Source organism: Paenibacillus oryzae (assembly GCF_001675045.1).
Classification (GTDB): Bacteria; Bacillota; Bacilli; order Paenibacillales; family Paenibacillaceae; genus Pristimantibacillus; species Pristimantibacillus oryzae.
Genome location: NZ_LYPA01000046.1, coordinates 59,601 through 74,085, shown reverse-complemented (window position 1 = coordinate 74,085; position 14,485 = coordinate 59,601). Strand labels below are relative to the sequence as shown.

The following is a 14,485-nucleotide window of genomic DNA, read 5'->3' as shown; positions in this document are numbered from 1 at the left end:
ATGACAGGATACAATCCATTCGTGAACATAGTTAATATGTTGATCTTGATATTAAAAGCAATAAAAGTGGCTCGTAGTTAGCCACTTTTTGCTTTTTGCTTGTCTGCTATAACAAGCTTTGAAACCGTAAAGGAATAAAGTACCACAAGAAAGCGTTGGATGTAATCCTTTTAGAATATGCATCTATGACTACTCAAGATCCAAAACTTGACGAAGCCACTCAGCCGCCTGATGCGGAGCTTCCAAAGGGTATTGATGACCATAAGGGATGAAGGTTGTATCGATATGCTTGAATCGTTCCGGAATATGATGTGCTGCATCCCGGTCACCCCATTGGATTCGTACTTTTTGAGCGTTCCATAATTCAGGTTTTAGCTGGAACGACTGGGCTTTTGTTAACGCTGACATGACCATTGCGTTGGTAGAACGAATGCGGGCCGACTGCAGATCATGAATGACGTAATTCGAGTAGTGATCCAGTCGTTCGCTGTCCGCGATAAAGTCATTGGCTTTCAGCAGTGTTTTTCTGAACGCGGAGCGAGATATATGCTTAAGAATCGACCTGGTAACACCTGCATATTTATATTTGCCATGAATGGGATGCAGTACGGGCTGCAATAGCAAAAGCTGCTTGATCTGCGGTTCGATTCTTTCCATAACCTTGGCAGCGATAAGTCCGCCCAACGAATGACCAATCAAAATAACAGGGCGATTCAGCTCGTTAATCATTTCGATCACAGCCTCTACATAGCCGTCCATCAGGGAAGGATGATGATGACGCGGTGAATGACCGAATCCGGGAAGGTCCACCAGCCAAGTATTGACATCATTTAATTGTTTCGCTATTGGAACGAAGCAATCGGCCCCGCTGAATGTTCCGTGCAGAAAAATAACCGGTGTACCGTGACTCTCTTTTTCCAACGAAATCAGGTTGGATCTTCTGCGCTGCACAAACCCTTCGTGGTGCTCGGTTGAGGGGTGGCTTAAACGGAAATCAAGATCGGCGATTACGTAAGGAAGCGTGGTCGGAACAACGGATGTCCGTACCCCTTGCTTGCGCTCAAGTTCAAGCTTCGAGGAAACCGGGAAATCCGATTTCACGAGAAAATTCATCGATTCTTTGGGAATTCCCAGTGTCTTGCCAATGCCAAGCCTTAATAAAGACTTCAACAGAGGAAGCGGAATTGTGCCGAAAGGCGGCGTTACTTGCATCTCTATCGCAATTTGCCTGATCAATGAACGGATCGACGGACTGTCCTGCTTGGGGTCCAATAAATAATACGTATTGCTCGCAAGCTCCTTTGTCTGCACTAAGTTAACAATGAATGATGCAACATGATCAATGTGTACCATCGGCAGCCAGTAGTCCTTGCCTCCTGGAACGAGTGGCATAAGATTCCTTCTCACAGAATCCACCAGTATACTAAGACCGCCAATCTGCTCCGTCATTCCCATGTAAGAATGGCCGATGACGGTACTGGGATTAACCGTGGACAGCGGAATGCCTAACGGTTTTAGTGCTTTTCGTATATAGGAGTCCGCTTGAAATTTAAGCTTCTCATACGGAGGAGCTTCCTCAAGAACGGCATCCAGATTCTGATTAGCATTTTGCTCGTTATATGGACTCATATAGCCAACAACATGAATAAATTGCTTCAATCCTTTTTTCTTATGGATTTTTTCGGAAAGCTCGGCCAATTCGATGGCAGGATTAAGAAAAGCTTGCTCTGCCTCAGTCTGGCTCAACTCAATATTCATGGGACCGCCCGCATGAATGATGATATCGGAATCTTGTATTCGTTTGTAATCGTTCGCGGATAGCCCCAATTTCGGTTCCGATAAGTCTCCTATTACTGCAGTAACGTGTTGCGCCTCAAGCAATTGTAGGCGCTCGAGCGTATGTTGAAAGCGATCGAGACTTCGCACGAGTACAAATATGTCGTGTTGTTTGGATATTAACTCGGCAAGAATATGGCTACCGATATAACCCGTACCGCCAGTCAGGAATATGTTCAAATGAATCATCTGCCTTTCGAATTTTAATAGTACTTATTAGTGCTAATAGGTGTAAAAAAAATGACTTAAGTAAATAATTACTTAAGCATTGAAGCAAAAGCTTGAATAAGATTTTGAACCAGCATTGGATTGTTGGTGGCCTTGGTAAGGAATAGAGCGCCTTCGATGGAGGTGACGATCAATGCGGCTGTCTCATGAACGGGAAGATTCCGGCTTAATTCATTTTTTTCTATGCCTTCTTCCAGCAGCTTCTCAACAACTTGTAGTTGTTTATCGAAAAATCCTTTTATTTTAGCTCTCGCTTCCGAAGAGGAATGGGAAGTCTGCGTATAAAGTGTCAGGAACGGACATCCGCCAACATAATCGATTTGTTCATTATCCTCCGTGAGGATTGTAAATAATCGCTCCATTTTTGCATGAATGGACATGTCTTGCATCAAGGTACGGGATATGCGTTCTTCATAACGCGAAATCAATTGGTCAACAATGGCTAACAAAAGCTCCTCCTTGCTTTTATAGTGGTAATAAATGTTAGTTTTTGAAACCTTGCTGATGGCAACAATTTCGTCCATGCTTGTCACTTGATACCCTTTTGTTAAAAATAAGGTCGATGCGGTCTGCAGGACGATATCTTTGTTTGAAATGCTTGATTTTTTGTTTTTCATATTGCTACTATACAGTACTAAAATGGGTATGTCAAACCCTCGATGTTGTGTGGGATTGGCGTGTTTGAAAGTTTATGCGTGGTGGAGTCAAGTGGGATGAATCCTGATTATAGGCTGACGAGGCGAACTGCGGCTAAACGTATGCGCATCGGGATAGATACTTGCTAGGCAATCTCTTTCAGCGGAGCCTCTGTTTCAGTTAACAGCCACGCAGCCTTATCCATACGGATTTACGTAAGAAAGTGAATAGGACTTTCATTCATTTTGTTTTTGAACTGCATAGTCAAATACCTCGCGTTGCAATCAAGGATCTCCGCTAACATATCGAGATTGGAAGTCTTTTCCTTTTCCTCCATGCAGCATGTAAACAACGTTTATATTATGCGTAGTACCAGCCGGATAGTTGCACGACCGCGGACGGCACAGAAAAAAGACACTGGCTGGAAGTTAATATATAATGACAATGTTTTAATATCAATCAGATTTTCTCTAAATAAAACATTTTCAACCTCTCAATCGTGTTAATAGTTATAAGCAACCTTGGAGGTGAAAGAATTCGCATGTCTATAGTGAGCAAGGATGATGAGATAGCTGCAGTTTTTGACAAATATGCAGCAATGGTATATCGAATCGCATTTATGCTTTTTAAAAATGTCGTTGAAGCCGAGGATGCTACTCAAACTGTCTTTTTCAAGCTGCTAAAATATGAAGGCAAGTTTGAGAACGATGAGCATATTAAAGCGTGGCTTATTGTTACGACAAAAAACACTTGCAAAGATGCGTTAAAGAGTTGGTGGCGTTGGTTGCAAAGAGATAACCTGAAACAGGTTGAGCAACAGGGCTACATTCAAAAATTCTCCAATAGCGATGTATGGGAGAAGGTGATGAGCTTGAGCAACAAATATAAGCTGCCCATCTATTTATACTATTATGAAGGTTATTCTACTCAGGAAATTTCCGAAATCCTTAGTCTTAATCATGCAACGGTTCGAACGCATATGCGTACAGCCCGCAACAAATTAAAAATCATGTTGGAGGAGGAAAAATTAAATGAATCGGAAAGAACTAACTTCTTTTTTCAATGAAATTACTCCAACCGACGAACAGATGCGGAATATGTATGCCAAAATAAAAACCTATAAAGAAGGAGAAGTACCTATGAAAAAAACAACTAAAAAAGTTTCCGTATTTGCGGTAGTCACAGCGGCTTTTCTCATTTTCGCTACGGCTGCGTTTGCGTCAACCTTGAATTGGAACGAACTATTAATTCAACATTTCAAGCCATCGGAAGATCAAATCAATAAAATGAATGACTCAGTAAGTACGCCGGGAGCAACTGTGACGAAAAATGGGGTTACGATAACTGTGAAACAAACGATAGCTGACTCTCAAAATTTTTACGTGCTGTATGAAATGACTGTGCCCGAATCGATTGAACTGAATGACGATATCGTGTGGGATTGGACCTCTCTTAATTTGAACCAAGCTCGCACGAATGGTTTCGGGTCACGCTCGGGAGCCATTTTGAAGCAGGATAAACATTCACGTACCGTATTATTTCATGAGCAACGAAAGGTCCATAACGGTACAGGTACAGCTACTATGCAATTTTATGATTTGACCTTGAATCAGAAGATTTTCGATAAAAAGGGGGAATTTATTGATCTAAAAGAAATTCCACTTATTGAGGGTGAATGGCAGATAACATGGGATTATAAAATTGACGATACGCAAAGCATTAAACTTGAACCTAATAAATCTGTTAGTCTAAAAGGAAGTAAAAACAAAATTACAAAAATTGAAGTATCACCACTATCCATTTTTGTTCTCATAGAGGGTACCGATATAGTGACCCGAGTAGAACCTATCGTAAAATTCAAAGACGGCAGCCAACTGAGTTTTAACTATAAGAGCCCAGGAAAAGCATTTATGTACAGTAATTCAAACGACGATCAAGGCAATCACCTCTATTACGAATTGGGTAAGATCATTAACCCTGAAGATGTGGAAAGCATTTCGATTGGGAATGTAACGATTCCGGTAACGAAGTAATTGCCACGTACAATAAAGGGATGTCCGAATCCTGATTATAGGCTGACGAAGCGAACTCGACGAGGACTTTTAGCGGTAGATTCAGACGCCGTGCTCGTTCGTTTGATGCTGTTTCTTCGCAGCATCCCAACCACTTCCTCCACGCGGACTGAACCCCGGGGTTCGCCCCCTGGGCAGGCAAACAAAAAAAACGCCACCACGTAATGTGGTGACGTTCCTTTTTGTATGGAGCCTAGAGGGATCGAACCCCTGACCTCATCGCTGCCAGTGGAGAGATGGGGTTCAGTACGTTAAGGATAGAGGGGAGGAAAGCCTTGTAGGACAAGGCTTTTTTGACTCTGATGGTTCCACATTCGAGTGCGCCGCGGCTCTCGGAAATTAAAAAGTGTGACCAAAAATGTGACCAAACCCAAATTTATTTTCCTCTGTTTTGTCTTCTTAATTTTTTTGAAGGATACTTTTTCAAAAAATGTTGCCTGATGTCTGAAGGTATCTCGTCAGGGTTATCATTTTCATAGGCATGATATACATTGTCAACATGCGGCCGAAAAACAATAAAAATTTCTTTATCATTATCATAAAAGTATAAGGCTTGGGAATTTCCTTTAGCACTATTTATAGAATTAAATAACATCTTTTTTGCTATATCTTTACTAGCACTAAAAGGAGAACCCCAACCAGATTCGGGCTCATGTTTTGGATTCATTTCATATTTTCTTTTGGAACGCATTAAGAAATCACCTAAGGATTCACTATTTTCAATGGAAACAATTTCTTTTTCTACATCTATAGCAATAATTTTTAGTAAACCGTTTGACTCGTCCCTAAGGAAACCCACCGTTATGAATGATAGCTCTTCATCATCTTCTTTAATTTTATTATATTTGTATATTGCTGATAGTAAAACTTTGATTTCGTTTTGTAATACTTCACTTAATAAATAATTATTGATATGTGGTTCGGAGTGAATATGAGTAAAACTAAAATCTGGATAGTCAATAATTCTATCTTGTATTTTCGCTAAAAACCTGTATATGACCCTTGTTACATCAGAATTTCCATCTATAGCAGGGTAGTGATTTTCTAACTCATCCTGAAATATTTTTTTGAAAATGATTTTGTTATTATTGGATTCTAGTACGTCAATGATATCCATCATTTCAAATAAAACGATCTCATATTTTTCAGGATACATTTCAACATCATTTTCTTCCCAGAGGAACATATTAGGATCAAGGACTGTAATATGATTCATATTATTTGTCACCCTTAAAATTACTCAACATAGCTATATTTTTTTTCTTACTTTGTGCTTTAACAATTGCGCGAATGTCTTTGTCTAATTGATCAAAAAAGTCTTGTGGCCAGTATTCTAAAGAACCGGAATCGGTAAGTTTTAAAACTTTATATTCTTTGTTTTCTACGAAAGTCAAATTCACTTTTTTTACATCCGAAGAGCCTTCTGCAATTCTTCTTCTTAGTCTAGTTATGAAATGATCACTGTGTGTTTCCACAATAATTTTCTTTCCCGATAGAACTAAACTATAAATAAAGTCTAATAATAGACTTTGAACGTTAGGGTGGAGGTGTATTTCAGGTTGTTCTAAGATTAGAGTACTTCTGGATGGCGAGATAAGCCCCTCAACGACAATTGGTAGAATTTGACTCACGCCAAATCCAACATGATTAATTGGAACTTTTTGCCCCAAGTCATTAAGAATTTCAATACGATACATCATCCCACTTTGAATAGGGTTTACTTTTATTCTAATTGCCATTTTAAACACAGCACAAATCCAATAATTAACTGCATTCTCAAGAGTATCTTTATCATCGTAATATTCAATCGTACCGCTCTCATAATATTTGATTTTATTAAAAACTACAGAATTAGTAGCTTTCTGTTCAAGTATATGTGCAGCGTATTCCCCCTTATTTCCAATCTTCAAAGTTGAATCATCATCATTTGTATAAAATGAACGAGGTTCGTCTCTTAGAGGTCCTAAGTACGATATTTTCGAAAAATAATTAGACATTACTTTTTCCAAAAAACTGTTTGCCAGACTTGAGAAGTATTCATCAGTATATTCAGATTCTTCATCTGAAGAAGTAGGGGTACTTTCGAATGGGAAAAATTTGTTGAATGATATATTAGCTTTCCAGCCATCATGGATTAAAAGCGAAGAATTAGAAACTACCCGCTCTTTCAAATATTGGATGTACTCATCCTTGAAAAAGAGCGCACTATTAGTTACGACACTATATTTAGATCCTCTTTCTCGGTTTAAATGTAAGAACAAAGTAAAGCCCTTTGTTTCAAACTGCCATTCTACGAAAAATTCTTGAATATATAGGTTGGAATTATTGTTTTTATACTTCACTTGAATCTCAAGCTTTTTGATTGCACCTTTGTTTATTTTTTTAAAAAAAAGCGAATTCTTCACTGCAATGGGTATATCCTCATTGAAAAAAATTAATCCCCAATATAAATTATTCTTAGATTTCCCTTCAAATATAATATCTTTATATTTTCCAAGGGAAACGTATGGTTTATTAAGTATAAGCTTTTGAGACCCCAAATTATTTTCTAATGTTTGTTTTATAACTAATAGTAGCTGAATTAAAGAACTCTTCCCTCCGCTATTCGCTCCAGAGATAATAGTCAACGGTTTTAAATCATAGTCATCGAGTTGTTCAATAGCCTTAAAATTTGCAACTGAAATCTTCAATTGTGAATTCCCCCTACACGTATTTTAAGACCTCCATATGATGAACCCAACCCATTCGTTTTAATTGTACTTCATAATCTGAATATATTGATTCATTCAAAACGATGCACAATAAATCAGTAGGCCTCGTCATAGCAACGTACGCAACTCGTATATGCTTTTCAATATACTCCTCAATTAATGGATTCTGTTCTCCAATCAAATACTTAATAATACTCTCATTTGTTTTAGAAAAATAAAAAGTTTCCATGTACAAAGTTGCAGTATGTGTTTGCCCTTTAACTCCATGAACACTGTCTAACTCAATTATTAAGTCATTATATTTGTATGTATTCTCTTTTTCTTGATTAACAGCTACTGATTTAAAGACTAGTGTTTCATTCATAAATTGATCATTAGATATATCCACTTTAAAACGGAATAATCGTTTCATGATAATAGCGATAATATATTTGAAGCTTGCTATTACAGATCCCTCTTTTTCTATTATTAAGATTATTCTTGCAAAGTATCTGTGCAGTATTCTATAAAACCTTTCATCATTTTCTCGTATATACTTTAACAAGGATAAACCTGAAAAATATCTGCCTTCATGATTCTTAATATCATTTATTCGCAAGTACTTCAAAATTGCTAAAATAAAACGATTATAATACGCCTTGGTACCTTCTTTCTCTATGACTACACTATCAAGCTTAATTAAGTAGCTCTGAAGCTCAGAGAAGTCTTTATTTATTTTGCTTCTAACCTCGGATTTTTCAAATTCAGGAAAATAACTTGTTATAGAAAGTTCTTCGGTTCTAGATTTTACCAACCCAACTGCTTTAAATATTGTATTTTCCCGCTCATTTAGCTTATGTTTAATAATTAACTTAGAATAAACCTCGAGTACATGCGATACATCGTCATTCTTATAAGTAATAATTACTGGTGGAATCAGAACACTACTCTGAGCCTCCCTACCTTGCATTCCATAAGGATTTAATGCTACAACATCAGCAACTTTTGCTATACTTTCACTCAGTCTGTTACTGTCTTTAATAAACAAAGGATCTCTGGGTACCCACGCACAACCCTTATCATCAGATTCATAAATTGTTTGTTGTGGATCACCAAAGCATTGAAAAGTTACTTTATCCTTATCAAAAGTTTTTTCTAGAACTTGCATCTGAAGTAAGCTAGAATCCTGCATTTCATCTACAAAAACAAACGAAAAACGCTCAGAGAATATAGATTGTAGCTCTTTTTGAAACTCCCTAACATACCTAAGTGCAAGTCCTTGAAGCTCATTGTAGGAACAAATGCCTTCATTTAGAAGGTTATGAATCAGATTGATATATTCTTTATAAGCCTCTGAGTCGGGGCTCTTTAAAAGAGTAGCCTTCTTGTTAAAAGCCACTCTTTTTATAGTACTATCGGTGTAATCTATTTCTAAGGAGCGCAGTAAATCTTCTTTTGCCCTATTTATGACTTTATTGTCTTTTGAATCTTTAACCTTTTTTTCAAGTCTTCCATACAGAAAACCATCTAGCTTGCTTCCTGTATATGGAGGATACAGCGTCTTATATTTTCTTACTAACCGTAATTTATAGTCTTCAGGCTCAAAAACCCTTGAAATTCTTGAAGAGTGATAGTGAACAAATGCTTGACTTGCTAAAAACTTGCTAATAAACGAATGAATTGTCCCAACAAAGTTGGGATAAGAGAGCAGATCATTGGCTTTGTCTCCTAGCCGCTCTTTAATCTCGTCAATCGCTACGTTTGTATGAGTTAAAATACATATTCCTTTATTATTTTTCAGAGGTAAATGTCTTGCTAGAATTAATAACTTAGCGAGTAATACCGTGGTTTTCCCGCTCCCTGGACAGGCAACTACGTCTCTACTTTCTATACATTTTATTACGCTGACTCTTGGAGCATCAAAGCCATTGGGGATATTTAGTACTCCAGCAGCATATTTAATGTCTTCATCTGTTACGGCTAACATGTTCATTATCCTAAGCTCCCGTCACATAATCTATAGCGTCAACTAAGTACTTTAGATAAATGTCGCTTCTGATAATTTCCAATTCCTCCGCAGTGAAGCTACGTTCATTCAAGATTTCAGAAAAGCATTGTGCCACAACAGCTTTTGAAATGTTTTTCTTCAGCACTACATTTTTAACTATGTTTGAGGCCAGCGTGAAAGAGTCGTAGGTGCTCCATCCGCTAATCTGTGTCCCAGCTTCTGTTAAATACTCACTAATTTCTTTGTGTCCTTTTACTGTTCTACCGTCTGTTAGAGCCTTATCTTGGTTGATATAATCCTTTGCCATCAGAATTGAGGCTAGAAGCTCCTTTTTCAAACAACTACAAGCTATATCAAATTCTAAAGTCCACTCATGAGAAACATAAGTTTTTATATTTCCATCACTATATTTGAGCTTTTTATCGAATATTGTAACTTGGGGTTTTCTATCAGGAATCAAGATAATATTACCAGAATCCGTGTCAATTTTTGATACTGGATCGTCACAATCGGTAACAATTGCAATTGGTAACTGCATCATCGGCTCTAACTGTCTAGCAAATATTTTTGAATATCTCAGTAAGGCAGTGCTCCCCACATTAACAACAGAAACCCCATTCTTAGCAAAAGATTTCCCTAGTTTATCGGCAAATGTCGGCAATAATAAGTTCTCTGCATCACCTTCAACGATAATAACTCCTTTAGCAAAAAACAAATTGGCTTTCGTAGAGTCTAAAAACCTTTCTAAAAACTTATGGTCTCCTTTGTGTAGTTTGGTACTTCCTTCAGCTAAAGAAAAAGCCTTTCCTTCAGTAAACAAGATTAAATTATTAAGTTTGATAACTGAAGCTAATGTTACACTATGAGTTGTTAGTAATATCTGCATCGGAGATGTGCTGCCTTCACTTAATTCTTGAAGGTAGTCTATCACCCTTATTTGGGCTTGTGGATGTAAATGGGCTTCAATCTCCTCAATCAAGGCTAGATTGATACCTTCAGTTTTTTCAATTTGTAATAGTAATAATTCAGCCGCAATGTATAGTTGATTAAGAGAACCTAGCCCTGACTTCGTAGAAACAAGTAAAAGATCAATTTTTTCTAAGATCATTTTCAAGTTAACTGCCGCTATTTCTATATTTGAACGCAATGAATTTTTATTATCAGAGAATCTTGACAAATACATATTGATTGATTTTAGAATCTTTCTTTCATCACTAGTCAGTTCGTCATAATCAAAGTAGTTCTTAATTTTCTCATTAGCCTCGCTAATAATTTCGACGAGTCTATGATCTTCACCCAATGAAAACTCAGGATGTGAATATAAAATTTGAGACAATCTTGAATTCCTTTTTGCTGCAAGTTCATTTTCTGCATCTCTTAAGGGTTTAAGATAAATAGTTCTAAGTAAATCACGCGCTTTACTATATAAAATTTGTCCTTCACTATCACTTCCTGCATGCACATCATCAATTAATATCTTTCCTTTAATATCCTTTTTAGCAGTTAGGAAAACACGAAGGCTATATTTTTTATCTGAATCAATTGTTATCCACTCTAAGAAATCCTTTGCTTGATTCACAGTAAATCCTTTAAAAATACATTCAATTTTCAGTTCATTAGAATCATAATTAAAATCTTCTTTCTCAAGTCTGGAATACTCCCGACTTTGGGTTAACAAGACAAACTTGATTGCATCGATTACTGTAGATTTTCCGGCATCATTTTCACCAATAAGGACATTAAGACCTTTATTTAAGACGAGAACCAATCCAGGCTCACCGTTAGTTCCTTGACCAAATTTTCGGAAGTTTGTAATTCTAACTTCTGAGAGATACATAGAAAAGCCCCCCCTCATTCGGACAGATCAATATAAATACTAATTCGACTGTTTCCGTCATTTTCCTTTTTTTCTAAGAAAAAATATAGGACTACTGATCTATAGAATAAGTAAAAATGAGAAAATAAATTCTATATTATATCCTTGATACTTATACAGATAGGTAGTCCTCGCGAGAGGCAATACTCGACATAAGCATATGTATCTGGTTACTAACTATCAAATTAATATATCAGGAGGTATACTTATGAACGGTCAAAGAGAAGAGTTAAAAATGTTGATTTCTAAGGTTTTGCGTGAACGTGCCGAAAGCTATCCTATCCAGCAGCTACTTGACCAGTTTCCGACTACAGCAGAGCTAATGGATGTAACCGAGCAGCAACTCATAAGCATAAAAGGAATAGGAAGGGGTAAAGCTCGTCAACTGACTGCCCTGCTAAAACTTGCAAAGAACCTGAGCCTTCCAACTTATGAGCAAACAACAATTCGTAGTCCTAGGGACGCATTTGACCTGCTTGGACCTGAACTTAGGTATGCAACTAAAGAGAATTTCACTTGCCTATTTTTAAACACAAAGAACAGGGTCATTTTCAAAGAAGTCATCTCGATTGGCTCTCTTAATGCTGCAATCGTTCATCCAAGAGAAGTATTTCGCGCCGCAATTAAGCGTTGTAGTGCCTCACTTATTTGCGCTCATAATCATCCCAGCGGTGACTCTACGCCTTCCCCTGAAGACATCGAATTAACAAAAAGACTGGTGAGTGCAGGCGAAATCATTGGTATAGAAGTGCTTGACCACTTAATTATTGGAGGGAATAACTTCATAAGTCTAAAAGAAAAAGGGGTTATATAAGAAAGAGACGAATTTAACGCTTGCAATTTTTATTCATATTGTGTTATTGTACTTTCAAATATTATTATAGATTATGATAATTGGAACGCGCATATAGTTCCACAGCCGCAAGGCCTTCAAGCTTAGCATTAGCTGTAAATAATAACTAACATTTTGACGTAGACACAGACAATTTTAAAGAAACACGAGATAATCTATTTTCTCGTACCTTCTTTGACATTGTCTTCGTGGATGCGTCTTTTTTATTGTCTGAAAGGGGGCGTTAATGCTTTAAACAACTTAATTATTATTCAATAGTCTTGAAATTGTACCTATAGATACGTTTTTAAAATCTCTATCATATTGAAGCATACATTGTAAGAATTTATCATTTTATAGAGGTGATTTGAATATGAATCTTGGAAAAAATATCGGGGAAAATATTCGGCTTTTGCGGCTCCAAAAGGGAATGAGCCAGGAACAATTAGCACTGCACTCATCAATAAACATCAGTTATCTAGGGCAAATTGAAAGGGGAGAAAAAAATAATTGTACCATAAACACACTAGAGAAAATTGCCACAGGCCTCGACTGTTCTTTTAACACTCTTTTCAGCGGTGAAACTCACTTGAACAATCGGGTAAATGAGAAGAACCCCGTCCTTACTGTACTTAATTCTGATGATTTAAAGCAAATCATAATTGATGCAATCAGAAATAATGTATCAGGAGCGCATCTCAGTTGTAAAGGTCAAACGAACAATGAAGAAAACGATAGTTAGATTCTTACGGTTGTTTCCTCGACATTCATGCAGAAAGAGGTAAATAAAATGATAAAAAAAGTAACAGCTTTTTGCGTATCAATCCTTTTACTACTTACTTTAATTCCCACCATATCTAATGCAGCCCGTGTAGAGTTTACTTATGAATTCAATGGAGAAAAGATCGGAAAAATCACTGATCCACTTAATGATTATGGCGTTTATTATTTTCCAGTGACTGAAATTCTTAAAGCAATTGATCCTAACACTAGCGAAACATATAAAGGCTACGATGGGGCATTCAATACTACTCAAATTGTATTTCAGGACTCATGTTACGAGTTTAAGTATAAAACCGAGGTCACTGTTTTTGATAAATCGTGTGAAAAAGAAAAAGACCTCATTAAAATAAGTCGCAGTTATAAACTTCTTGATGATAACAATATATTTATGCCCGCTTTTATCTTTGAAGAGATTCTAGGAGAAGGCACCACAGTCAGCCTCTATACGAACCGAATTATTATTCGAACAAAAAATCATAATGAAAAAATCGTTAGTAAAAATTTGAGTATTATACTCAAAGTAGACGATTATTGGATGTATGTGAATGATGAAATAAAACTGTTTGATCCTAAAAGTGGATCTAAACCAATTATACGACAAGGAAGAACTATGCTCCCGATTGCTCGAGTAATTGAGGAGTTTGGGGGGAGTGTTACCTGGGATGGTAGTAATAAAAAAGTAACGATTTCATTAGATACAAATTTGGTTGTACTTTGGGTTGGAAAAACAAAAGCACTTGTCAATGGTGTTGAAAAAACTCTGGACGTCGCACCTACCATAATAAGTGGTAGGACTATGACTCCACTACGTTTTGTTAGTGAAAACCTAGCCATTCAGCTTGTTTGGGACGGCGAAAATCAAGTTATTGCATTATACCAAGGGGACTTCGATTACCTACCAAAATCTTATAGCAGTTATTTTGCTTACGGAGTAAATGAAGTGCAAAATAATAATTCTCCAGAATCAGAAAATGAGGACTTAAGCATCCAGTTCAACAAAACCCAGCCACTTGATAAAAATGGCAGGTTAATCCACATTGGAGACAACATCTCAGCCGAAGGTATGTTTAGTGGTATGGTCAAGGAGGTTCAAGGCACAAAAATTCTAGTGTATTGGGATACAAAAAGCATCTTCATACCAAAAGGCGACGAGGAGTTTTGGGCACTGGTTATTGGAATTAGTTATGAAGCAAACCAATGGATCGAAGCTAATAAAGTAACAATTAAAGATTCTAGATATTAATACAACCATACGAGGAGTGACACCTTGAAGGGAATAAAATGTACTAGTTGTAACTATCGTAAGAGTGCTGGTGAGGCGCTTATTGAATCAGGATTGCGTCTTTTAAAAACTCTATTATCTTCTCCTCAAACTTCAAGCTTAGTGGGTGCCAACACAATAGCCAACTTTGTAGAAATGAAATGTCCCAAATGCGGTGAAACAGGAAGATGGGTTCGTGAAGATGAATAGCTGACAAACAAGTTTATTAAAGTGAGGAAGGGGCTTATAAGGCCCCTTCTGAT

General features: G+C 37.0%; 12 protein-coding genes. 6 read left to right on the top strand and 6 right to left on the bottom strand.

Annotated features, from left to right (window positions below; translation table 11 throughout):
• Nucleotides 1-189: 189 nt before the first annotated feature.
• Both A7K91_RS08745 and A7K91_RS08740 read right to left on the bottom strand, forming a co-directional pair.
• Nucleotides 190-2,016: an alpha/beta fold hydrolase gene (locus A7K91_RS08745; protein ID WP_082967325.1), complete on the bottom strand. Its 1,827-nt coding sequence runs from the start codon at nucleotides 2,014-2,016 to the stop codon at nucleotides 190-192.
• Between the two features lie 77 nt (nucleotides 2,017-2,093).
• Nucleotides 2,094-2,681, bottom strand: coding sequence for a TetR/AcrR family transcriptional regulator (locus tag A7K91_RS08740; RefSeq protein WP_068681739.1), 588 nt, complete (start codon nucleotides 2,679-2,681; stop codon nucleotides 2,094-2,096).
• 560 nt (nucleotides 2,682-3,241) lie between these two features.
• On the opposite strand from A7K91_RS08740, the gene A7K91_RS08735 reads away from it, so the two are divergent.
• Together A7K91_RS08735 and A7K91_RS08730 are read left to right on the top strand one after the other, a co-directional pair.
• Entirely contained in the window at nucleotides 3,242-3,766 is a 525-nt protein-coding gene (locus A7K91_RS08735) for an RNA polymerase sigma factor (RefSeq protein WP_068681737.1), read from the top strand.
• Entirely contained in the window at nucleotides 3,732-4,733 is a 1,002-nt protein-coding gene (locus tag A7K91_RS08730) for a DUF4179 domain-containing protein (protein ID WP_068681735.1), read from the top strand. Before A7K91_RS08735 ends, A7K91_RS08730 begins: the two co-directional genes overlap by 35 nt.
• A gap of 415 nt (nucleotides 4,734-5,148) precedes the next feature.
• On the opposite strand, the gene A7K91_RS08725 is transcribed toward A7K91_RS08730, so the two are convergent.
• The 4 genes from A7K91_RS08725 to A7K91_RS08710 are packed head-to-tail and all read right to left on the bottom strand — an operon-like array spanning nucleotide 5,149 to nucleotide 11,307.
• On the bottom strand, nucleotides 5,149-5,988 hold the full coding sequence (locus A7K91_RS08725; RefSeq protein WP_068681733.1) for a hypothetical protein: 840 nt from the start codon (nucleotides 5,986-5,988) through the stop codon (nucleotides 5,149-5,151).
• A 1-nt stretch (nucleotide 5,989) separates the two neighbouring features.
• Nucleotides 5,990-7,462 carry a DUF3696 domain-containing protein gene (locus A7K91_RS08720; RefSeq protein WP_068681731.1) on the bottom strand — a complete coding sequence of 491 codons (1,473 nt, stop codon included), beginning with the start codon at nucleotides 7,460-7,462 and terminating at the stop codon, nucleotides 5,990-5,992.
• Nucleotides 7,463-7,475: 13 nt separating this feature from the next.
• Nucleotides 7,476-9,455, bottom strand: a complete 1,980-nt coding sequence (locus tag A7K91_RS08715) for a UvrD-helicase domain-containing protein (RefSeq protein ID WP_068681729.1) — start codon at nucleotides 9,453-9,455, stop codon at nucleotides 7,476-7,478.
• Between the two features lie 4 nt (nucleotides 9,456-9,459).
• Nucleotides 9,460-11,307 (bottom strand): ATP-dependent nuclease, encoded by a 1,848-nt coding sequence (locus A7K91_RS08710; RefSeq protein ID WP_068681726.1) that lies wholly within the window; start codon nucleotides 11,305-11,307, stop codon nucleotides 9,460-9,462.
• A gap of 247 nt (nucleotides 11,308-11,554) precedes the next feature.
• Here A7K91_RS08710 and radC point away from each other — a divergent pair, with 247 nt between their 5' ends.
• The 4 genes from radC to A7K91_RS26375 all read left to right on the top strand — a co-directional run bounded on the left by radC (nucleotide 11,555) and on the right by A7K91_RS26375 (nucleotide 14,432).
• Entirely contained in the window at nucleotides 11,555-12,160 is a 606-nt protein-coding gene (gene radC / locus A7K91_RS08705; RefSeq protein ID WP_068681724.1) for a RadC family protein, read from the top strand.
• A 391-nt stretch (nucleotides 12,161-12,551) separates the two neighbouring features.
• A complete protein-coding gene (locus A7K91_RS08700; RefSeq protein WP_068681722.1) occupies nucleotides 12,552-12,920 on the top strand; it encodes a helix-turn-helix domain-containing protein in 369 nt (122 codons plus the stop codon).
• 48 nt (nucleotides 12,921-12,968) lie between these two features.
• Nucleotides 12,969-14,204, top strand: coding sequence for a stalk domain-containing protein (locus tag A7K91_RS26830; protein ID WP_068681720.1), 1,236 nt, complete (start codon nucleotides 12,969-12,971; stop codon nucleotides 14,202-14,204).
• Between the two features lie 24 nt (nucleotides 14,205-14,228).
• Complete coding sequence (locus A7K91_RS26375) at nucleotides 14,229-14,432, top strand: hypothetical protein (RefSeq protein ID WP_156739418.1); 204 nt, start codon at nucleotides 14,229-14,231, stop codon at nucleotides 14,430-14,432.
• Nucleotides 14,433-14,485: the final 53 nt, after the last annotated feature.